The following is a 23,091-nucleotide window of genomic DNA, read 5'->3' as shown; positions in this document are numbered from 1 at the left end:
GAAAAATCAAATCGGCTCGGCCAGGGAGAGCCCGAACCGGCCCTCGTCGTCCGTCCACCAGTGGGCGAGCCGCATGCCGGCCGCGGCCAGCTCCTCGGCGACCCGCTCGCGGCGGAACTTGGCCGAGACCTCGGTGCGCAGCTCCTCGCCCCGGTCGAAGTGGACCGGCAGGTCCAGCGCCGGGATCTTCACGGTCTGCGAGCGCAGCGAGCGCAGCCGCATCTCGATCCACTCCTGCTCCCGGTCCCAGAGCGCCACGTGCTCGAACGCGGACGGGTCGAAGTCGGCGCCGAGCTCCCGGTTGAGCACGTCGAGCACGTTCTTGTCGAACTCGGCGGTGATCCCGGCCGCGTCGTCGTAGGCGGCGACCAGGACCCGCGGGTCCTTGACCAGGTCGGTGCCGAGGAGCAGGGAGTCGCCCGGCTCCAGGGCGGCGCGAAGGCCGCGCAGGAAGGCCGCGCGCTCGGCCGGGAGCAGGTTGCCGAGGGTGCCGCCGAGGAAGGCGACCAGCCGCGGGCCGCCGCCCGGGGGCAGGCCGAGCCGGGCGGTGAAGTCGGCCAGCACGGCGTGCACCGACAGCCCGGGGTACTCGTGGGCGAGCGCCTCCCCGGCGGCGGTCAGTGCGCTCTCGCTGACGTCCACCGGTACGTAGGTGTCCAGGGTGCCGCGTTCGCGCAGCGCGTCCAGCAGCAGCCGGGTCTTCTCTGAGGAGCCGGAGCCGAGCTCCACCAGGGTGCGGGCCCCGGTGGCGGCGGCGATCTCACCGGCCCGCGCGGTCAGGATGGCCCGCTCGGCGCGGGTCGGGTAGTACTCCGGGAGCCGGGTGATCTCCTCGAACAGCTCGCTGCCGCGGGCGTCGTAGAACCACTTCGGCGGCAGCCACTTGGGTTCGGAGGTCAGACCGAGCTGCACGTCGTGCCGCAGGGCGGTGCTGAAGTGGTCGGCGGGCAGCAGGCGGGTGACGTCGAAGGTGCTCATGGGGCGTTGGATCCTCTGTTCAAAAGGTGAAGGAGAGGGGATGGGGCGGCCGGCTCCGAGGACCGGCGGCGCGGGCTCTGTTCCGGGCGTCCGCCCGGGTCAGAGCGGTTGGACCGTGACGCCCTCCGGGCCGGCCAGCAGCAGCGAGCCGTCCGGGACGGCCGTCCAGCCCGGGTGGTCGTCGAAGGGCTCGGAGGCGACCACCACGCCGGGGCCGGGCAGGCTCCGGTGGTGCAGGGTGTCGCCCCAGGCGGTCGCGGCGATCGTGCGGCCGTCGGTGAGCAGCAGGTTGAGCCGGCCGGTGGTGTGGGCGGTGACGTCCGCGACGGTGCCGGCCAGCGCGTCGCCCAGGCCGGCGCCGGCCCGCAGCCGGTGCAGGACCAGGGCCCAGAGCAGCGCCGAGTCCGTGCGCGCCACCAGCTCCAGCAGCTCGGCCGGCGGCAGGAGCGCGGCCAGGGCGTCCAGCTTGCCCGGCCAGCCGTTCACCGCGCCGTTGTGGCTGAACAGCCACCGCCCGGCGGTGAAGGGGGCGGCGGCCTCCTCGCCCGCCGCGCAGCCCTCGGTGGCGGAGCGGACGGCCGCCACCAGCGCCCGGGTGCGGATCACCCGGGCGAGGTCGGCGAAGGCGGCGTCCGCCCAGATCGGCCCGGCCCGCCGGTACCGGGCCGGGATCGCGTCCCCGTCCGCGTACCAGCCGAGGCCGAAGCCGTCCGCGTTGACCGTGCCGTACTGCTGGACGCGCGGCGCCCAGGACTGCCGGTGGAGTCCGAACGGCGGCTCCACCAGCAGCTCCCGGGGCGCCACCGGCGTGCCCAGGTAGGCCAGGTGGCGGCACATCAGCCGGCCTCCACGTCGGCGGCCGTGCGGAAGCCGGCGAAGATCTGCCGCCGGATCGGGTAGTCCCAGTTGCGGAACGTGCCGCGGCAGGCGACCGGGGCGACGGCGAAGCAGCCGCCGCGCAGAACCTTGTACTCCGGCCCGAAGAAGACCTCCGAGTACTCCTTGTACGGCCAGGCCGTGAAGCCGGGGTAGGGGCGGAAGTCGCTGGCCGTCCACTCCCACACGTCGCCCATCAACTGCCGGACGCCGTAGGGGGACGCACCTTCCGGGTAGCTGCCGGCCGGGGCCGGGCGCAGGTGCCGCTGGCCCAGGTTGGCGTGGGCGGGGGCGGGCGCCGCGTCGCCCCAGGGGTAGCGGCGGGACCGGCCGGTGACCGGGTCGTGCCGGGCGGCCTTCTCCCACTCCGCCTCGGTCGGCAGCCGCCGCCCGGCCCACCGCGCGTACGCGTCGGCCTCGTACCAGCCCACGTGCAGCACCGGTTCGTCGAGCGGGACGGGCTCCAGGACGCCGAACCGGCGGCGCAGCCACTGGCCGCCCTCGCGGCGCCAGAACAGCGGGGCCGTCAGCCCGGCCTGCTGCCGGTGCTCCCAGCCGGCGGGGGCCCACCAGCGCGGGTCGTCGTAGCCGCCGTCGGCGATGAACCGCAGGTAGGCGCCGTTGGTGACGGGCGTGGAGTCCAGCCGGTACGCGGGCAGCTCGACCCGGTGCGCGGGGCGTTCGTTGTCCAGCGCCCAGGGCTCGGTGTCGGTGCCCATGGTGAACGGGCCGGCCGGGATCAGCACGTCGGCGGGCAGTGCGGCGGCGTCCGCCGGGGCGGGCGGCGGCGGGGGAGCGGCCAGCACCGGCTCGCCCCTGCGGAGCTGGTGGGTGATCAGCATGGTCTCGTCGTGCTGCTGTTCGTGCTGGGCGATCATGCCGAAGGCGAACCCGGCGTCCAGCAGCGGCTCGCCCTCCAACGGGCTGACGTCCAGCAGGTCGAGCACCCGGCCGCGGACCTCGTGCGCGTACGCGCGGGCCTCGCCGGGCGGCAGCAGCGGCAGGGCGGGCCGCTCGGCGCGCGGGTGCTGGAAGGCGTCGTAGAGCGGGTCGATCTCCGGGTGCATCGGGTCCCGGCCCCCGACGTTGCGCAGCAGCCAGAGCTCCTCCTGGTTGCCGATGTGCGCGAGGTCCCAGACCAGCGGCGACATCAGCGGGGAGTGCTGGGCGGCGAGGTCGGCGTCCTCGACGCAGTCGGTCAGCGCGGCGGTCCGGACGCGGGCGGCCTGCAGCTCGGCGGCGATCGCCTCGCGCAGGGCCTCGACCGGGGTGTCCGGTCCCGGTCCGGAGGGGGCGGCGGCGGGCCGGGCGGCGGGGGTTCCGGCGGCGGGGGCGCCGGTCGGGCGGGCGTCGTCGATCATGGTGCGGCCTCCTCCGGGGGAGTGCGTCGGGTGCCGGAGCGCAGGGCGTCCAGCTGGTCGTCGGCCGGGCAGCGGCCGCGCGCGGGGTAGCGCTCGGCGAAGGCGGCGACGGCGGTGCGCAGCCGCTCGGCGCCGGGCAGGCGGCCCAGCGCGGCGTCGGCGGCGGCGAAGCAGGCGAGGGCGGCGCGGCGCAGCTCGGGGTCGGCCACGGCCAGGGTGGCGGCGCGGCGCCAGGCGTCGCTGCGCGGCGGGCGCGGGCCGTCGGCGCACTCCAGAGGCTCCAGGGCGGCGAGTGCGGCGTCGGCGGCGACCGGGTCGTCCAGCAGTGCGCCGACCAGGGCGGCGGGGACGATCCAGCCGTCGCCCGGCTGGGCGTCGATCATCCGCAGCTCCAGGTGGCCGCGTGGGCGGACCGGCGGGAACAGCGTGGTGCGGTGGTAGTCCAGGTCGGCCAGGGTGGGCGGGCGTTCGCCGCCGTCGCGCAGCCAGTCGGCGAAGGTCAGCCCGGCCGGCGCCGTCCAGGGCAGCCCGTCGGGGCGGCGGATGCAGAGCACCTCGGCGTCCAGGACGTACCTGGTCCAGGCCTCGCTCGGGTCGCCGTGGTCCGGCTCGGGGGCGAGGGTGCGGGTGGGGTCCATCCGGGACCAGACGGTCTGCCGGGTGGACCGGTGGCCGGTCGGCTTCCCGTCCAGCAGGGGGGAGTTGGCGAAGGCGGCGACCAGCACCGGCCCGAGCCGGTGGGCCAGGCGCCAGCGGCGGTCCAGCGCGTGCGGTCCGCTCGCGTCGCCGGCGTCCAGGCAGACCTGGACGGAGGCGGTGCCGGTCATCATGATCCGGCCCCAGGGCCCGGCGGAGTTGAAGAAACGTTCCATCGCCAGATAGCGAGGGTGGTCCAGCACCATGCGGCGCGGGCGGGCCAGGGGATCGGTGCCGGTGCCGGTGAGGCGCAGGCCCTGCGCCGCGAAGGCGGCGCGCAGGGCGGCGAGGTCGTGCCGGGTACCGGCGACGCAGGCGACGAGGCCGTCGGCGGGCGGGGAGCTGAGCTCGACCTGTCCGCCGGGTTCGAGGGTGAGACGGGCTCCGGAGGGGAGCGACGTCCCGTCGGGGCCGCCGAGGGGCAGCGCGTCCAGTGCGGCGTGCAGCCGCTCCGGTAGGACCGGGTCGGTGGGACATCGGTCGTCGTGGACGAACCACTCGACCTCGACGCCGACCAGCCGCGGGGGGCCGATCTTGAAGCAGACGCCGGCCATGTGGCTGCGCGCCGCCGATTCGGTGAGCGGGGACACCCCGGTCGGGGGCGGTCCGGCGCTCTGCCGTTCCGGCGGACTGCTCGGGCTGGTCGGGCGAACGGGTATCACCGGACTCACCATCCTCGGGATCACGATTGCGGCCCGGTCTACCTTGCCCAGTCTGCTACGGACCATGCGGGGCCGCCCCGCGAACATCTCGTGAAGAGAGCGTCCTCGCAGCTCGGAGGGGTGGCAACCGGGTGAATCAATCCGTTCGGAGCCCTTTCAGCCGCTCCGCGACGACCTCCAGGACCGGTTCCGGCAGGGCGTAGTCGAGCCGTAGCGAGCCCTCGCCGCCGGGCCCGAAGCCGGCCCCGTCCGAGGCCTCCAGCCCGCACCGCTCCAGCAGCGCCGCCCGGGCCCCCACCGGCGGCAGGCCGAGCGCGGCGGCGTCCACCCAGAGCAGGTACGAGGCCTGCGGCGCGGAGCGGACGGCGGCGCCGAGCAGGCCGGTCAGCCGGTCCCGGGCGGCCGCCAGGTGCGCCAGCAGCGCGTCCAGCCACGGGCCGCCGTGCCGCAGCGCGGCCCGCTGCACCTCCTGCTCCAGCAGCCCGCCCTCCCAGAGCCCGTAACCCGCCATCACCTCGGTGAACCGCCCGCGCAGCGCGGCGTCCGGCACCAGGGCGAAGCTGCTGGGGATGCCCGGGGAGTTGAAGGTCTTGCCGACCGAGTTGAGCGTCACCGTCCGTTCCCGGTACGGCCCCGCCGCCTCGACGGCCACCGGGTGGCGGTGGCCCGGATGGGTGAGATCGCCGTGCACCTCGTCCGAGACGAGCACGGCGCCGGCCCGCGCCGCGGCCTCGGCCAGCGCACGGACCTCGGCCCCGGTCCAGACCCGGCCGGAGGGGTTGTGCGGGCTGCTCAGCAGCACGACACCGGGGGAGCCGGGGCGGGGGTGGAGGTCCGGGTGTCGCGGGTCGGCCGCGGCGGAGGGCGGCAGGGCGGCCAGGTGCCCGGTGAGGGCGGCGACCGGCAGTCGGTAGCCGGTGGCGTCCCGGTCCAGCGGGACCTCCCGGTACGGCAGGCCGGCGGCCCGGCACAACTCGGCGAAGCCGCCCCACTCGGGGGTCGGGAAGAGCACCGGCCCGGTCGGGCGCACCGCCTCCAGCAGCAACCGCACGGCCGTCCGCGGCCCGAACGGCAGCAGCAGCACCCACGCCGGGTCCACCGCGACCCCGTGCCGCACGCGGTACCAGTCGGCCACCAGCTCCCGGTCGGCGGGATCGCACACCGTGTACCCGTACGCCCGGTGCCGTGCCCGCCGTTCGAGTGCCCGGGCGACGGCCGGCGGCCCGGGCAGGTCCATGTCGGCCAGCCCCATCGCGATCACGCCGGCGGGGTCGGGGGAGCTGCGCCCGGCCCGCGCCCACTTGCTGCTGCCGGTTCCCGTGCGGTCGAAGGGCCGGTCGAAGCCGAACTCGTCGGGCTGGCTGGTCATGCGGCCTCCAGGGGGAGCGGGCGGGGGGAGCGGCGGCGGTCGGGCCACCGGGCGGGCCGCGGCCGCCGCTCCTCCCGTCTTCCCGTCCCGCGGCCCGGATACCCCCGGCGGGCTGTGGAAGCGGCCCGAGGCAGTAACGGGCCGTCGGGCCGTGCGCCGGCGGCAGGTTCCGGCCGGCCGCTACGGATGATCGCCCGAACCTGCCCGGCCCGGGAACGCGGCGGGCTGGACGATGATCAGGTCCCGGCGGGCGGCGGCACCCCGGTGCGGCACCGGCCGGCACGGTGCGCCTACGCTGCGGGCCTGGCACGCCGGGCGGGCACCCGCCCGCCGGACCGGCACCCGCACGCCGGGCGGCCACCGGCAGGAGGAGGGGCACACGATGACGGCGGACGGACAGCACGGACGGCAGGGCGACGAGATCACGCTGTTCGTGGCCCGGCGGGTGGAGCCCGGGTACGAGGCGGCGTTCGAGGTCTGGGCGAAGGGCATCCTCGCCGCGGCCGCCGCGCACCAGGGCAACCTCGGGACCGGCCTGCTGCGTCCGGCCGGCCCGGAGGACCCCTGGCACCTGCTGCTGCACTTCCGGGACACGGCCGCGTTCCGCTCCTGGCAGGACTCCCCGGCGCGTGCGGCCTGCTTCGCCGAGGCGGACGGGCACCACCACGAGGTGCACCGGCACGAGATCCTCGGCATGGAGGGCTGGTTCGCCACCACCCCGGCCGCCGCCCAGGGACGGCCGCCGGTGCGCTGGAAGATGGCGGTCGCCTCGACGGTGGCGATAGCCCCGCTCACCGTCACCGCGAGCCTGCTGCTCAACCCGCACCTCGCGGGCCTGCCGGTGGCCGTCCGCCCGCTGGTGACCGCGCCGCTGATCAGCGCGCTGATGACCTACGCGGCGCTGCCGGTGGTCACCCGGCTGCTGCGCCGCTGGCTGTTCACCGGGTGAGAGCCGGATCCCGGGCAGTCACCTCGGCTCCGCCCGGCGTGGCCGGTCGGAGCCGAGGTGGGCCGCCAGCCCGCGCAGGCCGCGGTGCATCATCACGGCGTGGTTGGCCCGGAACACCGGGTGCAGCGGGAGGGCGAGCCGGCGCAGCAGGGGCTTGCCGGGGCGGGTGTCCTCCTCGAACCGGAGCAGGCTGCCGCCGCGGTCCGGGGCGACCGTCCAACGGGACCAGCCCGTGAGGTCGCCGGTCATGGCGGCCTCCAGCACCCCGGCCGCCGGATCGCGCCGGACCGTCCGCAGGCCGATCACCAGCCGGTACGGCAGGTACCCGCGCACCACCACCGTGCCGGAGTCCGGGTCGTCCTCCCGGACGGAACGGATCTCCGGCCACCAGAGCGGGTAGTTCCGGACGTCCTCCAGCGCCGCGTACACGGCGGCGGCCGGCGCGTTCAACCGCCACGCGCCGCGGAACCGGTAGTGGTTGGGGTCCACGCCCGCACTATAGGGCGTCAGGGTGCCTGGGCCGCCTCGTTCAGGGCGAAGGCCGTGTTGACCAGCGCGACGTGGGTGAACGCCTGCGGGGTGTTGCCGAGTTGGCGTCGGGCGCGCGGATCCCACTGCTCGGAGAGCAGGCCCAGGTCGTTGCCGAGCCCGACCACCCGGGCGAACAGGTCGCGGGCCTCCGCCCGTCGGCCGGTGGCGGCGAGCGCGTCGGCGAGCCAGAACGAGCAGGCCAGGAAGGCCCCTTCGCCGCCGGGCAGGCCGTCGGTGCGCTGCCGGGCCTGGTAGCGGCGGACCAGGCCGCCGTGGTCCAGGCCCTCCCGGATCGCGTCCACGGTGCGGACCACGCGCGGGTCGTCCGGCGGCAGGAAGCCGGTCTTGACCACGAACAGCGTCGCCGCGTCCAGCCCCTGGCCGCCGTAGTGCTGGACGAACACCCCGCGCCGACGGTCGTAGCCGTTCGCGCAGACGTCCGCGTGGACGGCGTCGCGCATGGCCCGCCAGCGGTCGACCGGTGCCGGCAGGCCGGTGGCCTCCGCCAGCCGGACGGCGCGGTCCGCGGCCACCCAGGACATCACCTTGGAGTGGACGAAGTGCTGCCGCCCGCCGCGGACCTCCCAGAGGCCCTCGTCCGCCTCGCGCCAGTGCCGCTCCAGGTAGTCCATCAGCGCGCGGAGCAGGGTCCAGACGTGCCGCTCCATCGGCAGGCCGGCCAGCAGGGCGAGGTGCAGGGTGTCCACCACTTCGCCGTAGACGTCGAGTTGGAGCTGGTCGACGGCGGCGTTGCCGAACCGGACCGGCCGGGAGCCCTCGTAGCCGGGCAGCCAGTCGGCGATGGTCTCGCCGAGGACGCGCTCGCCGGCCACGCCGTAGACGGCCTGCAGGTCGCGGGGCTCGCCGGCGATGGCGCGCAGCAGCCAGCGGCGCCAGGCGGCGGCCTCCTCGCGGAAACCTCCGCGCAGCAGCGCGGAGAGCGTCATCGAGGAGTCCCGCAGCCAGCAGAACCGGTAGTCCCAGTTGCGCATCCCGCCGATCCGCTCGGGCAGCGAGGCGGTCGCGGCGGCGACGATCCCGCCGGTGGGCTCGTAGGAGAGGGCCTTGAGGGTGATCAGCGAGCGCAGGACGGCGTCCCGCCACTCGCCGTCGTAGCGGCAGGCGCCGGCCCAGTGCTGCCAGTCGCGGAGGGTGGCGACCAGCGCGTCCTCGGTGTCGGTGCGCGGGGTGGTCGGCAGGTGGGAGGGCTGCCAGGTGAGGACGAAGGCCGTGCGGCGGCCGGGGGTGGCGGTGAACTCGGAGACGGTGACGCCGTCCAGGCCGTAGGTGTGCACCCCGGGCGGGACCCGCAGCCAGGCCGAGTCGGGCCCGGCGACGGCGACCCGGTGACGGCCGGTGCGGCGGACCCAGGGTTCGATCCGGCCGTAGTTGAACCGCAGGCGCAGCTCGCCGCGGACCGGCACGGTGCCCTCGACCCCCTCGACGATCCGGATCAGCTGCGGGGTGCGCCGGCCGCCCCGGCCGCGCTGGGGCATGAAGTCGGTGACCCGGACGGAGCCCTCGGGGGTGTGCCACTCACTCTCCAGCACCAGGCTGTCGCCCCGGTAGCGGCGGGTGGAGCACTGCGCGGCGCCGACCGGGGCGAGCCGCCAGGCACCGTGGTCGCCGCTGCCGAGCAGACCGGAGAAGCAGCTGGGCGAGTCGAACCGGGGCAGGCAGAGCCAGTCGACCGAGCCGTCCCGGCCCACCAGGGCGGCGGTCTGCAGGTCGCCGATCAGCGCGTAGTCCTCGATGCGTCCGGCCATCGCCTCCATTCTCGGCCGCCGCCGCCGGAACGGCAGTCCGGACGGCCGCGGCGCGCCGCGCTCCCGGGCGGGGCGCTCCGCCAGTGCTCGACGAGAACCCGCCGGTAGGAGGGCGGAACTCCGCTTGCACGCGTTCAGCGTGCAGGGGAGGATCTTTTGTGCTTGTAGTCTCATCAGTCGCAGCAGTCCCGTCAGACGGCTGGCTTCCCGTAACCGGAACGAAGGAGTCCCTAGGATGCGGCGACCGAACTGGGTACCGGAGGGCACGGACCTGGACAAACCGAACGCCGCGCGGGTCTACGACTACTACCTCGGCGGTTCGCACAACTTCGAGGTGGACCGGGAGATGGCCCGCAAGGCGATCGCCCTGTGGCCGGAGCTGCCCCAGATTATGCGGTCCAACCGCGCCTTCCTGCGCCGCGCCGTGCAGTTCGTCGCGGAGCAGGGCATCACGCGCTTCCTCGACATCGGTTCCGGTATCCCCACCTTCGGCGCGGTGCACGAGATCGCCCGGGCGATCAACCCCGAGTCCGAGGTGGTCTACGTCGACCGCGATCCGGTCGCCGCGGCGCACAGCCGGCTGCTGCTGCAGGACGACCCGCAGAGCGCCGTCGTCCAGGCCGACCTGCGGGACGTCGACGACCTGCTGGAGCGCCCCGAGGTGCGTGCGCTGCTGGCGCCCGGCGAGCCGGTGGCCGTGCTGCTGGTCGCCGTCCTGCACTTCGTCGGCGACGCCGACGACCCGTGGAAGCTCGTCGCGGTGCTGCGCGACGCCCTGCCGCCCGGCAGCGCGCTGGTGCTCTCCCACGCCTCCCTGGAGGGCCGCCCCGACCAGGCCGAGGACCACCAGAAGCTGTACCGGATGACGCCCACCCCGCTGACCATGCGCACCGTCGAGCAGATCACCGCGATGTTCGCCGGCTTCGAGCTGGTCGAGCCCGGTGTCGTCTACCTGCCGCAGTGGCGCCCGGACCAGCCCGAGGCGGTCGGCCAGCACCCCGAGCGGATGACCGGGGTGGCGGGCGTGGGGTTCCGCGCGTGAGCGTGGGCGCGACGGTGGTCCCCCCGGCCGGCGGCCGGGGCGGGACCGCCCGCCGGCGAGCCGCCGGCGCGGCCGCCGTTGCGCGCAGCGGGGAGGGAGTGTGAGCGAGGCGCCGGTGCCGAGCAGCGCCGAACGGTTCCACGAGGACTGGGCGCGGCTGCTCTCCGGTGACCACGGCACGGCGGTTCACCCCGGCCTGCTCGGCCGGCTGGTCTCCCGGACCGCCGCGCTGCTCCACCGCGCCCAGCAGGACCATCCGTTCGAGCCGCACCTGGCCGCGCAGGCCGGCGCCGAGCTGGTCGACGCCCACTTCACCGATCCGGTCGTGCTCGCCCGGGCCGTCGAGCTGCTCCAGGAGCAGCCGGCCTCCGACGGCCGCGGACCGGCGCTGTGCGGCGCCTTCGCGGCCGGCTGGGCCGCCGCCCTGCGCGAGCGCACGCTGCGCGAGCAGGAGGCGATCCGCACCGCCGCCGATGCCGCCCGCAGGGAGGCCGAGCGGGCGATGCGCGCCTCCGAGGCCCGCTTCCGCGCGCTGTTCGAGAGCGCCGCGATCGGCATCGGCATCGGCGACACCGAGGGCAACATCCTGGCCGTCAACAAGGCGCTTCAGGAGCTGTTCGGGGCCGCCCCGGAGGACATGCAGGGCCGCCGGGTCGGTGACCTCGTCCACCCCGAGGACACCCCCGGCGTCTGGGAGGCGTACGAGGAGCTGATCAGCGGCAAGCGGGACTACTTCCAGTTCGACAAGCCGTACTACCGGCAGGACGGCGAGGTGGTCTGGACCCACCTGACGGTCTCGCTGATCCGCGACGAGGACGGCCGCCCGCAGTACCAGGTCGCGATGCTGGAGGACATCACCGACCGCTACCGCCTCCAGGAGCGGCTGCGCCACCAGGCCACCCACGACCCGCTGACCGGCCTGCCCAACCGGGCCGCCTTCTTCGACCGGTTGGAGAAGCTCTTCGAGGAGCCGGACCCGGGTGCCCGGTTCGGGCTCTGCTACGTCGACCTCGACGGCTTCAAGGTGGTCAACGACAGCCTCGGGCACGACACCGGGGACCAGCTGCTCTCCGCCGTCGCCGCCCGGCTCAAGGCCGCCCTCACCCCGCTCGGCCACCTGGTCGCCCGGCTCGGCGGCGACGAGTTCGTGGTGCTGCTGGAGAACTGCCGGGGTGAGCAGGAGGCGGTGGCCGCCGCCAAGACCGTGCTGAAGGCGCTGGCCGGACCGGTGCTGATCGGCGATCACAAGCTGGCCGTCGGAGCGAGCGTGGGCGTGCTGGAGCGGCGCGTCTCCACCACCACCCCCGGTGCCGCCGTCCGCGCCGCGGACCTGACGCTGTACCGGGCCAAGGAGGCCGGCCGCGGCCGGTGGACGCTCTTCGACCCCAAGGAGAACGCCCGCGCGGTCAGTCGCTACGCGGTCTCGGTCCGGATGCCCGCCGCGCTCGACCGCGGCGAGTTCTTCATCGACTACCAGCCGCTCTACGCACTGGCCGACGGCCGGCTCGCCGCGGTGGAGGCGCTGGTGCGCTGGCGCCACCCGCAGCTCGGAGTGCTCGGCCCGGACGAGTTCGTCACGACCGCGGAGGAGACCGGCCTGATCATGCCGCTCGGCCGCTGGGTGCTGGAGCAGGCGTGCGGTCAGGCGGCCGACTGGGCGAAGCGGTTCGGCGGCGACGCACCGCAGCTCAACGTCAACCTGGCGGTCCGCCAGGCCCGCAGCGCCGCGCTCGTCACCGACCTCGACCGGATCCTCGACACCACCGGCCTGGACCCGGCGCTGCTCCAGCTGGAGATCACCGAGTCGACCGTGGTCGGCCCGGAGGACGAGGCGCTGCGCACCCTGCACGGCCTGGTCGACCTCGGGGTCTCGCTCGCGGTGGACGACTTCGGCACCGGCTGGTCCAACCTCGCCTACCTCCGCGACCTCCCGGTCTCCGGGCTGAAGATCGCCGGCTCGTTCGTCGGCGACCTGCACGACCCCGCCAAGGACGAGGCCACCGGCTGGCGGATCGTCAGCGGCCTGGTGTCGATGGCGCACGCGCTCGGGCTGACCGTCACGGCCGAGGGCGTGGAGACCCGCAAGGACGCCGAGCGGCTGCGCACCATCGGCTGCGACTGGGCGCAGGGCTGGCACTTCGGGCGGCCGGTGCGGCCGGGGGAGATCGCCCGGCGGATCGCCGAGGAGCCGGAGGGCCGGCCGGTCGGGGGCTGAACGGGCCGCCGCCCGGGTCGCGCGCCGCCCCGGCAGGGGCGGGCCGCGTTCCGCGGGGCTCCCGGCGGACCCGCCCGATCCATTCCGAACCGGGCATAAGGAACCAATCCCCGCAAACCCCTTGACGTGACGCAGATCACCTGGGCACGATGAGGCCCTGGCACACCCCGCACCCCGGTGCGGGAAGCACATTGGCCAGTTCGACAGACCGGGCGCTCCGGCGCCCGAGCGAGAGCAGGCGGCGCGCACCCCCTTCGGCCGCGAGAGTCGCTCTCCAGCTTTTCGGCAGTCCCCCCGGGGACTTCCCTCCGGGGCCCCGCCCGCCCCGCGCATCCGTCGCGCGCCCGGGCCCGCCCCGTTCCACCAGGGGCCGCGCCGCGACCGGCGCCGCCCGCCGCCTCCCCCCGAGAGGCCGTCCTCGATGAGCACCCTGCCCAACCACGTCGTTTCGCACCCGGAGCAGAACGGCCGGCCCAACCGCCGCGCCGAGGACCGGGTCACCGGCCGGCGGCCGATGCGCCGGGCCGGGGACGGCGTTCCCAGCAAGCACAGCGTGACGCTGGTCGTTCCCGCGCAGAACGAGGCCCGGAACATCCCCTGGGTGTTCGAGCAGATCCCGCGCTGCGTCGACGAGGTCATCCTGGTCGACGGTTCGTCCAGCGACGCCACCATCCCGATGGCCCGGCACTGCCTGCCGACCGTCCGCAGCGTCGCCCAGAGCGGTCCCGGCAAGGGCAACGCCCTGCGCACCGGATTCGCCGCCGCCTCCGGCGAGTACATCGTCATGCTGGACGCCGACGGCTCCATGTGGCCCGGCGAGATCCCGCACTTCCTCCACTTCCTCGACCACGGCTACGACTTCGTCAAGGGCTCCCGGTGCATCGCGGGCGGCGGTTCGCTGGACTTCACCCGGATCCGCTCGCTCGGCAACCGCGTGCTGCTCACCGTGGTCAACCGCCTGTACGACGCACACCTCACCGACCTGTGCTACGGCTACTGTGCCTTCCGCCGCTCCTTCCTGGACGCGCTCGACCTGCGGTCGACCGGCTTCGAGATCGAGGCCGAGATGATCGCGCACGCGCTGCGCTCCGGACTGCGGATCGCCGAGGTGCCGAGCCTGGAACTCCCCCGCCGCAGCGGTCGCTCCCACCTCCACGCCGTCTCCGACGGCCGCCGGGTGCTGAGGACCCTGATCTCCGAGCGTCCCGGCACCCGGGCCTCGGCGACCCCTTCCGCGGAGGAGCGATGATGAATGGCTCCGACCGGCGCACCGCAGCTGCCTGCCCGCGCCCTGCCGCCCGCGACTCGCTCTACACCCCCGTCCGCGTCGTCGACCTGGACCTGGACGAGCCGAGCGGGCTGCGCTCGCCCGGCGGTCTCGGCGCCGGTGACCCGGCCGGCCGCGTGTTGGCGTTGGTGCGGCTGCACGGACACCCGCTCGGGTTGGTCACGGCCACCGGAACAGCAGGCGACACCGCCACGCTGCGCCGGGCGCTGGTCGACGCCGCTCACCGGGAACTCCCCGTTCCCGCCCTGTCCACCGCGACACCCGCGGCGCGTCCCGGTCGGGTCGGACGCGCCCGGGTGCCTGCGGGCCCGCCGACCGTCAGCGTGATCGTCTGCACCCGGGACCGGGCCGAGATGCTGGCCCGCTGCCTGGACTCGCTGGTGGGCATCGGATTCCCCGCGATCGAGGTGATCCTGGTGGACAACGCCCCCCGCACCGACGCCACCGAGCGGCTGGTCCGGTCGCGCTACGGCGACCGGGTCCGGTACGTCCGGGAAACCCTGCCGGGCCTGTCCCGGGCCCGCAACCGGGGCCTTGCCGCAGCCCGCGGGGACATCTGCGCCTTCACCGACGACGACGCCATCGCCGACTCCCGCTGGGTGACGGCCCTGGCGGAGGCGTTCCAGTCGGACGACCGGATCGGCTGCGTGACCGGACTGGTGCTGCCGGCCGAGCTCGACACCGAGGCGCAGTTCGTCGTGGAGGAGTACTGCGGTCCGAGCCGGGGCTTCGCCGCCCGGAGCTGGTCGCTCCGGGAACCGCTGGCCGACCCGCTGGTCCAGTTCTCCACGGGCCGCTTCGGGATGGGCGCCAACATGGCCTTCCGCACCGACGTGATCCGTTCCCTCGGCGGCTTCGATCCGGCGACCGGCACCGGCACGCCCTCGCGCGGCGGGGAGGACCTGCTCTCCTTCCAGCAGGTGCTGGCCGCCGGGCACACCGTCGCCTACCAGCCCGACGCGATCATCTGGCACCGGCACCGGCGGACCATGGAGGCGCTCGCCGCCCAGATCAGCGGCTTCGGGGTCGGATTCGGCGCGTACCTCGCGGCGGCGATCTCGCACCGGCCGAGCCTGCTCGCCGACCTCGTCCGGCGGCTGCCCTACGGGGTGTGGCGATGGCACGTCGCCCACCGGGTGGCCCCCCACGCCGGGCGGGTCGACAGCGGCACCCTGCGCAGCCTCCGGAGGCTGGAGCGCCGGGGGCTGCTCTACGGCCCGTTCTGCTACCTGTACACCGTCTGGCAGCAGCGCCGCCCCGGGGCGGCGGGCCGCGCGGGAGGTCAGCCGTCATGAACGCCCCGATCACCCTGCCGCCCGCGCCCGTCGCGGTCGCCGAGCTGGATCTCGAACACCCGGACGAGCTGCACCGCCCGGGACGGGGCGAGGTGTTCTCCCCGAACGGCCGCGTCCTCGCGCTGATCCGGCACCGGGGACAGCCCCTCGGCCTGGTCACCGCCGAGGCCGCGCCCGGCGACCGGGACGGACTCTGCCGGGCCCTGACCGCGGCGGCGGCCCGTGAACTGGACCTGACCGCGCCGGACCCCCGGACGGCGACCGCCGCCCCGCCGGCCGGCACCCCGCTGGTGAGCGTCGTCGTCTGCACGCACGACCGCGCCGACCTGCTGCCGCGCTCCCTGGACGCCCTCCTGGCCGGCACCTACCGGCACACCGAGGTGATCGTGGTCGACAACGCCCCCTCGGACCGGGCCACCGAACTGCTCGTCCGGCTCCGCTACCCGGGCCGCGTCCGCTACGTGCACGAGCCGGTGCCCGGCCTGGCCCGGGCCCGCAACCGCGGACTGGCCGTGGCCCACGGCGAGATCTGCGCCTTCGCCGACGACGACCTCCTGATCGACGCCGGGTGGGCGGCCGCCCTGGTCGACGGATTCCGCGCGGACCCGCGGGTGGGCTGCGTGACCGGCCTGGTGCTGCCCGCAGAGCTGGACACCCGGGCACAGATCGCGCTGGAGCGCTACTGCGGCTACGCCAAGGGCTTCACGGTGCGCAGCTGGTCGCTCGCCGAACCGTCCGACGACCCGCTCTTCCCGTTCGCCACCGGCCGGCTCGGCACCGGGGCCAACATGGCCTTCCGCACCGGCCTGCTCCGCTCCCTCGGCGGCTTCGACCCCGCCACCAGCACCGGCACGCCGGCCCGCGGCGGGGAGGACCTGCTCTCCTTCCTCCAGGTGCTGACCTCCGGCCACACCGTCGTGTACCGGCCGGACGCCCTGGTCTGGCACCCCCACCGCCGCTCCATGGAGTCGCTGACCACCCAGGTCTTCGGCTTCGGCGTCGGCTTCGGCGCCTACCTCGCCGCCGCCGCCCGACGGCAGCCGCTGCTGCTGGCCGCCCTGCTCGCCCGGGTGCCGCGCGGCATCCGGCAGACCCTGCGCCGGGGCACCCCGGCGGGGGGACGCCGTGACCCGCTGATGGCCCGCCTCGGGCGGTTGGAGCTCCTCGGGCTGGTCTACGGGCCGGTCTGCTACCTGCGCAGCGTCCGGATGCAACGCCGGGCCGACCACTCGGCGAGGCCGTGATGTCCATCCTCGACCACGCCCGCTCCCGGCGCAGGACCGCGTCCGCCCGGCCGTGCTCGTGCCCGGTGGCGCTCCCCTGCGAGTGCTCGTACGCCGTACTGCTGCGAGCCCGGCTCAGGGCCGTGACCGAGCGCCTGCGCGCGGACGCCCTGATGCACAACGGTCATGTGCTCGCCGCGAGTTCGATCGTCGCAGCCGGGCTCGGCGCGTTCTTCTGGATCCTCGCCACCCGCTACTACTCCGTCGAGACGGTCGGGCGCAGCTACGCGGCGCTGTCGGCCGCGATGTTCCTGGCCACGCTCGGCAGCCTCAACCTCGGCGACGCCCTGGTGCGGTTCGTCCCCGCCGCCGGCCGGCACACCAGGCGCCTGGTGCTGTGGTGCTACGCGGTCAGCGCAGGGTGCAGCGCCCTGGTCGCGGTCGGCTTCCTGCTGCTGATCCCGGTGGTCGCACCCAACCTGCGCTACCTGCACTCACCGGTGCTCACGGTCTCCTTCGTCGCGGCCACCGCCGGCTACGCGATCTTCGTCCTCCAGGACGGCGCGCTCACCGGCACCCGTCGTACGGGCTGGGTGCTCGGCGAGAACGCGGTCTTCGCGGTCGCCAAGTCCCTGCTCCTCGCCGGCTGCGCGGCCCTGGCCGTCGGCACCGGCATCCTGGTCGCCTGGGCGGTCGCCATGGTGGTCTCGATCGGGCTGGCCAACGTGGTGCTGTTCCGCTGGGCCGTGCCGGTCCACGAGGCGGCCGACGACGGCGGCGCCGAACCGCCCCAACGGGTGCTGCGCTGGGCCGGTGCCGACTACCTGGGCAACCTCTTCAGCTTCGCGAGCTACAGCGCCGTCCCGCTGATCGTGCTGGCCCAGCTCGGCCCGGAGGGCAGCGCCTACTACTCGCTGGCCTTCGTCATCGCCTCCACCCTCTTCGTCGCGACGTTCAGCATGGGCCACTCCCTGGTGGTCGAGGGCGCCCGCGACCCGCGCCGGCTCGCCGAGTACGCCCGGCGGATGCTGCGCCACACCGGACTGCTGCTGTCCGGCGCCGTGCTCGTCATCGTCGTCGGTGCGCCCTGGATCCTGAGCGTGTTCGGCGCCGCGTACGCCGAGAACGGCACCGCGGTGCTGCGGCTGCTCGCCCTGTGCGCACTGCCGATCGCGGTGACCAACGTGATCATCCAGGTGTCCCGGGTCCGTCGCGCGCTGAAGTGGATGGTCGGGGTGCGGATGGCCTCCGCCGTCATGATCATCACCCTGGTCTCGCTGCTGCTGCCGCGGTACGGACTGGTCGGCGTGGGCCTCGCCTGGGTGATCGCGGAGTACACGCTGGCGGCGTTCCTGCTCGTCGTCCTGCGGCGCTGGCTGCGGACCATGGAGGCACCGGCCGCCGAACCGCGGGTCGCGGAGCCGGTCGCCACGGAAGGAGGCGAGGGCGATGACCGCTGACCGCTCCGCCGAGCCGGTCGACCGGTCGTCCGACCGGGGCGGTGACCGGACCTCCGGGCCCGCCGACGGTCCCGGGGCGAGCCTGACCGTCGTGATCTGCGCCTACACCGTCGAGCGCTGGGACGACCTGTGCGCCGCCGTCGCCTCGGTCCACGCCCAGCACCGTCCCCCGGACGAACTGCTGCTCGTCGTCGACCACTGCCCCGAACTCCTCCGCCTCGCACGGCAACGCCTCTCCACCGGCCTGCGGATCCTCGCCAACGAACAGCGGCGCGGGCTCTCCGGAGCCCGCAACACCGCCCTGGGAGCGGCCCGCGGCGAGCTGATCGCCTTCCTCGACGACGACGCCACCGCCGCCCCCGACTGGACCGCGCACCTGCTGGCCGGCTACCGGGCACCGGAGGTGCTCGGCGTCGGCGGCCTGGTCCGGCCGTGGTGGCAGAGCGGTCGCCCCGGCTGGTTCCCGCCCGAGTTCGACTGGGTGGTCGGCTGCTCCTACCGGGGTCTGCCGCGCCGGGCCGCCCGGGTGCGCAACTTCATCGGCGCCAACATGTCCTTCCGCCGCGCCGAGGCCCTGGCCGCCGGCGGCTTCCGGACCGACCTCGGTCGGGTGGGGCGGCGCCCGCTCGGCTGTGAGGAGACCGAACTCTGCATCCGGCTGGCCGCCCGGCACCCCGGCGCCGTGCTCCGCTACGAGCCGTCCGCCGCCGTCCGCCACCGGGTGCCGCCGGCCCGCACCACCTTCTCCTACTTCGCCGCGCGCTGCTTCGCCGAAGGCCGTTCCAAGGCCGCGGTGGTGCGGCACGACGGCGCCGCCGCCGGCCTCGCGAGCGAGCGCGCCTACCTGCGGCACACCGTGCCCGCCGCGGTGCTGCGCAGCCTGCGCCGGTGGCGCCCCGCCACGGCGGCGGCGCTCTGCGCCGGCGTCGCCCTGACCGCCGCCGGCTACCTCACCGGTTCCGCCGGCGGCCGAACCGGACGGACCGCGCTCCGCCGGACCGGGGCGGTCCGTCCGGTCACCGGAGGCGAGCCCGCCGACGGCGGGCCCGCCCGCGACGAGCCGACCGGGGCCCGCCCCACCACCGGTGGCCGGCCGACCGGCGGCGCACCCACCTGGGGCGCGCCATGACCGAGATACCCGTCTTCCTCTACCACTCGGTCTCGGACGACCCGCCGTCCTGGCTCGCGCCGTACACCGTCACGCCCGCCGTGTTCCGCAAGCAGCTGGCCCGCATCGCGGACAACGGCCTGCAACTCGTACCGCTGCGCCGCCTGGTCGCCGCCCTGCGCGGCGGACCGCAGCTGCCGCCCGGCGCCGCCGTCCTGACCTTCGACGACGGCTACGCCGACTTCTACTGGACGGTCGCCCCGATCCTCTCCGAGGAGGGGCTGCCCGCCACCCTGTACGTCACCACCGGAGCCCTCCACCCGCCCGGCGGGCGCGGCACCGGCAGCCTGCTGCCGCCGGCCCCGATGCTGAACTGGCGCCAGCTCGGCACCCTGGACGCCCTGGGCGTCGAGATCGGCGCCCACTCCCGGACCCACGTCCCGATGGACACCGTCTACGGCAAGCGGTTGACCGACGAGATCGCCGGCTGCAAGACGCTCCTGGAGGACGTGCTCGGCCACGAGGTCGTCGCCTTCGCCTACCCGCACGGGTACTCGGGCGCCGAGGTGCGCCGCAAGGTCGCCCAGGCCGGGTACACCTCGGCCGCCGCCGTCCGGAACGCCTTCAGCTCCCCGGCCGACGACCCGCTGCGGATCGCCCGTCTGATGGTCCGCGCCGACACACCGCCGCAGGTGTTCGACGACTGGACGAAGCGCCGGGGCGCCCCGACCGCGCCCTTCCACGAGAGTGCCGCCACCCGGGCGTGGCGGACGTACCGCCGCCTGCGCGCGGCCCTCGGCCGCCCGGGGAGCGGACCACCCAGGGGCCACGGTCAGGAGTGATCACAGTGACCGACTCCCTGGAACGTGAAGACGTCCGACCCGACCCGCGGACACCGGCTCACCGCCCACTCTCCCATCGCACCTCCGCCCACCGGACCGGTGGTCTCCGCACGGCCCTCGCCGCCCCCGGCTGGTCCGGCTGGGTGGTCCGCGGAGCCCTGCCGGCCGCGCTGGCGCTCTGGCTGCTGGCCCTCTCCCGGACGCAGCTCTCCCGGATGGGCGACCTCGGTCTGCTCCAGGCGCTGCCGCCGGCCTACTTCGCCGCCCTGGTGCTGCTCACCCTCGGCTTCGTCACCGCACTGCGCGCCCCGGGGATCCGCCACCGGTGGCCCGCCGCCTACGTCCTGGCGCTGATCCTGGTGATCCACGCGACGCCCAGCCTGCTCTACCCCACCCTGCGGTACGCCTGGGCCTGGAAGCACGTCGCGATCGTCGACGCCATGCTGCGCCACGGCGGTACGGTGCCGGGCGCCGGCAAGCTCGACGTCTACAACCAGTGGCCCGGCTTCTTCGAGCTGCACGCACTGGTCCTGCGCGCCACCGGCCTGGACTCCGTCCTCGGCTACGCCTCCTGGTACCCGCTGATCACCAACCTGCTGCTGCTCGGCCCGCTGCTGATGCTCTTCCGGAGCATCACCAAGGACCACCGGCTGGTCTGGGGCGGGGTGTGGCTCTACTTCTCCACCGCCTGGGTCGGCCAGGACTACTTCTCCCCGCAGGCCTTCGCCTACCTCGTGTCGCTCACCGTGGTCGCGCTGGTCATGCGCCAGCTGGCGGTGGCACGGACGCTCGCGGCGGCCGGGCGCGGGCCCGCGAAGCGGCGGACGGGTCCGCCCGGTGCCCGGGCCCTGTCGACGGCCGACGAGGTCCCGCCCCGCGGCGGCTGGCGGGTGGCGCCGTTCCTGCTGGTCCTGGTGCTGCTCGCCGTGATCGTCTCCTCGCACCAACTGACCCCGGTCATGCTGGCCGTGAGCCTGGCCCTGCTGGCTCTGGGCCGCCGCAACCGCCGCACCGTGCTGCCGGTGCTGGCCGCGCTGGTGGGCCTGACCGTGCTCTGGGACGCCACCGTGGCCCGCCCGTTCGTCTCGCAGAACCTGGCCAGCCTGGTCACCGCCCTGGGCTCGCCGGACCACAACGCGGTGTCCGGCCTGGCCCAGCTGGGACAGGCCGCCCCCGGCCAGATCATGACCTCCTGGGCCGACCGCTTCCTGACCGGCGCCGTCCTCCTGCTCGCCCTCGCCGCGCTGGTCCGCCACCGCTCGGTGCGCCGGATCGGCCTGGTGCCGCTGCTGACGGCGCCGCTCCTGGTGCTGCTCGCCAACGCCTACGACGGGGAGATGCTCTTCCGGGCCTACCTGTTCGCCCTCCCGGCCGCCGCCTTCCTCGCCGCGACCCTGCTCTGGGGAACCCGGGACGCCGAGCCCGCCGACGCCGAGCCCGCCGACCCCCCGTCCGGCCCCGAACCCGGCTCCCCGTCCGACCGCACGCCGGCTCCGCCGGCCGGCCGGCCCGGCGGCCCGCTGCGGACCGGCGTCACCGCCGTCGTCCTGCTCGGCCTGCTCGGCGGCATGCTCTTCGGCTACTTCGGCAAGGAGAGCATGAACTACTTCACCCCGCAGGAGGCCGCCGCACTCCGCTACGTCGCCGCCACCCCGCCCGGCTCGCGGATCGTCTCGCTGACCGCCAACGAGCCGGGGGGCGAGCTGCACTACGACGACCACGACCGGCTCGTCCTCAGCGACGCCTCCCACGAGGACCTCAAGCGCCTGGTGGCCAACCCCGGTGACGTCCTGCGGATGGTGCTGGAGCGCCCGAACGTCGCGGGCGGCCCGACCTATCTGATCCTGACCCGGGCCCAGCTCGCCGAGTGCGAGCTCACCGGACTGCTGCCGGTCGCCGCGACGGAGGGCTTCGCGACCGCCGCGGCGACCGCCCCCGACCTCCGGCTGGTGTTCTCGAACGACGACGCCGTCGTCTACCAGTACGTCCCGTCCGGCGACGGGGGCGCCGGCTCCGCCCCGACCGGAGGGAGGACGTCATGACCGTCCGACCGTGGACCCTGCCGCGCGTGCTGCCCGCGCTCTGCGGCTGGATCGCCCTCGCCGCCCTGCTGCTCCCGGCCGGGAACCCGCTGCGGGCCGTCGCCGCCGGCATCTTCCTGCTCGCCGGTCCGGGTGCGGCGGCCGTGGCCTGGGCCCGGCCGGGCCCTTCCTGGCGCGACCGGGGGCCCGGCCGGGTGACCGCCGCCGCGCTGACCGTGACGGTGAGCCTGGCGCTCTCGATGCTGACCGCCGAGGCGCTGTTCTTCACCCACTCCTTCACGGTCGGCCGGGCCGTGCTGGCACTCGCCGTGCTCACCACCCTCCTGACGGCGCTCCCGCGCCGCCTCCCCGCCGCCCCGGCACGCGCGCCCGCGGCCTCAGCGGCCCCCGCGCCGGGCGAGCCGGCCGGCCGTTCCCGCCGCTCCCGGTGGCCCCGGCGGCCGTCCGGCGGGTCCGCGGTCCGGTGGCGGGTGCTGCCGGTGGCCGGCGTGCTGCTGCTGGCCGTCGCCTGCGGCACGGCCAGCGGCGCCGGAACCGGCGTCAGCGCGGTCCTGCAGCCGCACACCCCGACCGCGGCGGCCACGGGCGACGCGGACGTCCCGCCGCCGGTCGGGGCGGACCGGCCGCCCGGATCGGGCCCGTGGCGCGAGGTCTTCCGGGACGACTTCAACGGCACCGGGCTGGACGGCTCCAAGTGGACCACCTGCTACGACTGGAACGTCCGGGGCTGCACCAACGCCGGCAACCACGAGGACCAGTGGTACCTCCCGGGCCAGGTCTCGGTGGGGAACGGCGCACTCACCCTCACCGCCCAGCGCCAGGCGACGTCCGGCAGCGACGGGAAGGTCTACCCCTGGACGTCCGGCATGGTCTCCACCGGCCGCGACAACTGGGACGGCACCCCGCGGCACACCTTCACCTACGGGTACTTCGCCGCCGCGATCAGGACCACCGACCAGCCGCTCGGCATGTTCCCGGCGTTCTGGCTGCTCTCCGCCAACACCAGGGGCGGGCTCCCGGAGCTCGACGCCGCCGAGTTCATCAACAGCAACCAGTACGTCGACCTCAACCTGCACGCCGAGGCCCCCGACGGCACCGACATCGACGCCCACTACGCCCACGGCCCGGCGGACTTCGCCGTCGGCTACCACGTGTTCGGACTCGACTGGGAGCCCGACGCCGTCACCTGGTACGTCGACGGCGTGCAGGTCTTCCAGGTCACCGACCGGGCCTCGATCCCGACCACCCCGATGGAACTGATCCTCAACCTCGCCGTGGGTTACCAGCAGTCGCCCCCGCCCGGCGTCGACTCGACGCAGGTACGGGTCGACTGGGTCGGCGTGTGGCAGCACTGAGCGCACGACCGACCGGACCGGAACGCACCCGAC

General features: G+C 75.2%; 18 protein-coding genes. 11 read left to right on the top strand and 7 right to left on the bottom strand.

Going from position 1 to position 23,091, the window contains the following annotated elements; all coding sequences use genetic code 11:
• Positions 1-6: 6 nt before the first annotated feature.
• The 5 genes from egtD to ACF9IK_RS07190 form a co-directional block, all read right to left on the bottom strand.
• Positions 7-978, bottom strand: coding sequence for an L-histidine N(alpha)-methyltransferase (gene egtD / locus ACF9IK_RS07210; protein ID WP_395293400.1), 972 nt, complete (start codon positions 976-978; stop codon positions 7-9).
• 99 nt (positions 979-1,077) lie between these two features.
• Positions 1,078-1,815, bottom strand: coding sequence for an ergothioneine biosynthesis protein EgtC (gene egtC / locus ACF9IK_RS07205; protein ID WP_395293399.1), 738 nt, complete (start codon positions 1,813-1,815; stop codon positions 1,078-1,080).
• Positions 1,815-3,215, bottom strand: coding sequence for an ergothioneine biosynthesis protein EgtB (egtB, locus tag ACF9IK_RS07200; RefSeq protein ID WP_395293398.1), 1,401 nt, complete (start codon positions 3,213-3,215; stop codon positions 1,815-1,817). Before egtB ends, egtC begins: the two co-directional genes overlap by 1 nt.
• Positions 3,212-4,573 carry an ergothioneine biosynthesis glutamate--cysteine ligase EgtA gene (gene egtA / locus ACF9IK_RS07195; protein ID WP_395293397.1) on the bottom strand — a complete coding sequence of 454 codons (1,362 nt, stop codon included), beginning with the start codon at positions 4,571-4,573 and terminating at the stop codon, positions 3,212-3,214. The genes egtB and egtA overlap by 4 nt, the downstream gene beginning before the upstream one ends.
• A 136-nt stretch (positions 4,574-4,709) precedes the next feature.
• On the bottom strand, positions 4,710-5,942 hold the full coding sequence (locus tag ACF9IK_RS07190; protein ID WP_395293396.1) for an aminotransferase class I/II-fold pyridoxal phosphate-dependent enzyme: 1,233 nt from the start codon (positions 5,940-5,942) through the stop codon (positions 4,710-4,712).
• A gap of 382 nt (positions 5,943-6,324) precedes the next feature.
• On the opposite strand from ACF9IK_RS07190, the gene ACF9IK_RS07185 reads away from it, so the two are divergent.
• Positions 6,325-6,891 carry an antibiotic biosynthesis monooxygenase gene (locus tag ACF9IK_RS07185; RefSeq protein WP_395293395.1) on the top strand — a complete coding sequence of 189 codons (567 nt, stop codon included), beginning with the start codon at positions 6,325-6,327 and terminating at the stop codon, positions 6,889-6,891.
• Between the two features lie 18 nt (positions 6,892-6,909).
• On the opposite strand, the gene ACF9IK_RS07180 is transcribed toward ACF9IK_RS07185, so the two are convergent.
• Together ACF9IK_RS07180 and ACF9IK_RS07175 are read right to left on the bottom strand one after the other, a co-directional pair.
• Positions 6,910-7,380 carry an SRPBCC family protein gene (locus ACF9IK_RS07180; protein WP_395293394.1) on the bottom strand — a complete coding sequence of 157 codons (471 nt, stop codon included), beginning with the start codon at positions 7,378-7,380 and terminating at the stop codon, positions 6,910-6,912.
• 17 nt (positions 7,381-7,397) lie between these two features.
• Complete coding sequence (locus ACF9IK_RS07175; protein WP_395293393.1) at positions 7,398-9,188, bottom strand: glycoside hydrolase family 15 protein; 1,791 nt, start codon at positions 9,186-9,188, stop codon at positions 7,398-7,400.
• Positions 9,189-9,423: 235 nt separating this feature from the next.
• Here ACF9IK_RS07175 and ACF9IK_RS07170 point away from each other — a divergent pair, with 235 nt between their 5' ends.
• The 10 genes from ACF9IK_RS07170 (at position 9,424) to ACF9IK_RS07125 (ending at position 23,058) form a co-directional block, all read left to right on the top strand.
• Positions 9,424-10,230 carry an SAM-dependent methyltransferase gene (locus ACF9IK_RS07170; RefSeq protein WP_395293392.1) on the top strand — a complete coding sequence of 269 codons (807 nt, stop codon included), beginning with the start codon at positions 9,424-9,426 and terminating at the stop codon, positions 10,228-10,230.
• A 100-nt stretch (positions 10,231-10,330) separates the two neighbouring features.
• Positions 10,331-12,445, top strand: coding sequence for a putative bifunctional diguanylate cyclase/phosphodiesterase (locus ACF9IK_RS07165; RefSeq protein ID WP_395293391.1), 2,115 nt, complete (start codon positions 10,331-10,333; stop codon positions 12,443-12,445).
• A 421-nt stretch (positions 12,446-12,866) separates the two neighbouring features.
• Positions 12,867-13,694, top strand: a complete 828-nt coding sequence (locus tag ACF9IK_RS07160) for a glycosyltransferase family 2 protein (protein WP_395293390.1) — start codon at positions 12,867-12,869, stop codon at positions 13,692-13,694.
• The gene (locus ACF9IK_RS07155; RefSeq protein WP_395293389.1) at positions 13,691-15,028 is read left to right on the top strand and encodes a glycosyltransferase; all 1,338 of its coding nucleotides are present in this window, start codon (positions 13,691-13,693) and stop codon (positions 15,026-15,028) included. The genes ACF9IK_RS07160 and ACF9IK_RS07155 overlap by 4 nt, the downstream gene beginning before the upstream one ends.
• Positions 15,025-16,272: a glycosyltransferase gene (locus ACF9IK_RS07150; protein WP_395293388.1), complete on the top strand. Its 1,248-nt coding sequence runs from the start codon at positions 15,025-15,027 to the stop codon at positions 16,270-16,272. The genes ACF9IK_RS07155 and ACF9IK_RS07150 overlap by 4 nt, the downstream gene beginning before the upstream one ends.
• Positions 16,272-17,711: a lipopolysaccharide biosynthesis protein gene (locus ACF9IK_RS07145; protein WP_395293387.1), complete on the top strand. Its 1,440-nt coding sequence runs from the start codon at positions 16,272-16,274 to the stop codon at positions 17,709-17,711. The genes ACF9IK_RS07150 and ACF9IK_RS07145 overlap by 1 nt, the downstream gene beginning before the upstream one ends.
• Positions 17,701-18,840: a glycosyltransferase family 2 protein gene (locus tag ACF9IK_RS07140; protein WP_395293386.1), complete on the top strand. Its 1,140-nt coding sequence runs from the start codon at positions 17,701-17,703 to the stop codon at positions 18,838-18,840. Before ACF9IK_RS07145 ends, ACF9IK_RS07140 begins: the two co-directional genes overlap by 11 nt.
• The gene (locus ACF9IK_RS07135; RefSeq protein WP_395293385.1) at positions 18,837-19,661 is read left to right on the top strand and encodes a polysaccharide deacetylase family protein; all 825 of its coding nucleotides are present in this window, start codon (positions 18,837-18,839) and stop codon (positions 19,659-19,661) included. The genes ACF9IK_RS07140 and ACF9IK_RS07135 overlap by 4 nt, the downstream gene beginning before the upstream one ends.
• A 5-nt stretch (positions 19,662-19,666) precedes the next feature.
• Positions 19,667-21,703 carry a glycosyltransferase gene (locus ACF9IK_RS07130; protein WP_395293384.1) on the top strand — a complete coding sequence of 679 codons (2,037 nt, stop codon included), beginning with the start codon at positions 19,667-19,669 and terminating at the stop codon, positions 21,701-21,703.
• Positions 21,700-23,058, top strand: coding sequence for a glycoside hydrolase family 16 protein (locus ACF9IK_RS07125; protein WP_395293383.1), 1,359 nt, complete (start codon positions 21,700-21,702; stop codon positions 23,056-23,058). The genes ACF9IK_RS07130 and ACF9IK_RS07125 overlap by 4 nt, the downstream gene beginning before the upstream one ends.
• Positions 23,059-23,091: the final 33 nt, after the last annotated feature.

The sequence above is a fragment of the Kitasatospora hibisci genome (assembly GCF_043950205.1).
In the GTDB taxonomy this organism is placed as follows: domain Bacteria; phylum Actinomycetota; class Actinomycetes; order Streptomycetales; family Streptomycetaceae; genus Kitasatospora; species Kitasatospora hibisci.
This window is presented reverse-complemented; position numbering and strand designations above follow the sequence as displayed.

Excerpts from the sequence above, each read along its gene's own strand:
- egtD (WP_395293400.1), bottom strand. The coding sequence starts at position 978 with ATGAGCACCTTCGACGTCACCCGCCTGCTGCCCGCCGACCACTTCAGC.
- egtC (WP_395293399.1), bottom strand. The coding sequence starts at position 1,815 with ATGTGCCGCCACCTGGCCTACCTGGGCACGCCGGTGGCGCCCCGGGAG.
- egtB (WP_395293398.1), bottom strand. The coding sequence starts at position 3,215 with ATGATCGACGACGCCCGCCCGACCGGCGCCCCCGCCGCCGGAACCCCC.
- ACF9IK_RS07190 (WP_395293396.1), bottom strand. The coding sequence starts at position 5,942 with ATGACCAGCCAGCCCGACGAGTTCGGCTTCGACCGGCCCTTCGACCGC.
- ACF9IK_RS07185 (WP_395293395.1), top strand. The coding sequence starts at position 6,325 with ATGACGGCGGACGGACAGCACGGACGGCAGGGCGACGAGATCACGCTG.
- ACF9IK_RS07175 (WP_395293393.1), bottom strand. The coding sequence starts at position 9,188 with ATGGCCGGACGCATCGAGGACTACGCGCTGATCGGCGACCTGCAGACC.
- ACF9IK_RS07170 (WP_395293392.1), top strand. The coding sequence starts at position 9,424 with ATGCGGCGACCGAACTGGGTACCGGAGGGCACGGACCTGGACAAACCG.
- ACF9IK_RS07160 (WP_395293390.1), top strand. The coding sequence starts at position 12,867 with ATGAGCACCCTGCCCAACCACGTCGTTTCGCACCCGGAGCAGAACGGC.
- ACF9IK_RS07155 (WP_395293389.1), top strand. The coding sequence starts at position 13,691 with ATGATGAATGGCTCCGACCGGCGCACCGCAGCTGCCTGCCCGCGCCCT.
- ACF9IK_RS07150 (WP_395293388.1), top strand. The coding sequence starts at position 15,025 with ATGAACGCCCCGATCACCCTGCCGCCCGCGCCCGTCGCGGTCGCCGAG.
- ACF9IK_RS07145 (WP_395293387.1), top strand. The coding sequence starts at position 16,272 with ATGTCCATCCTCGACCACGCCCGCTCCCGGCGCAGGACCGCGTCCGCC.
- ACF9IK_RS07140 (WP_395293386.1), top strand. The coding sequence starts at position 17,701 with ATGACCGCTGACCGCTCCGCCGAGCCGGTCGACCGGTCGTCCGACCGG.
- ACF9IK_RS07135 (WP_395293385.1), top strand. The coding sequence starts at position 18,837 with ATGACCGAGATACCCGTCTTCCTCTACCACTCGGTCTCGGACGACCCG.
- ACF9IK_RS07125 (WP_395293383.1), top strand. The coding sequence starts at position 21,700 with ATGACCGTCCGACCGTGGACCCTGCCGCGCGTGCTGCCCGCGCTCTGC.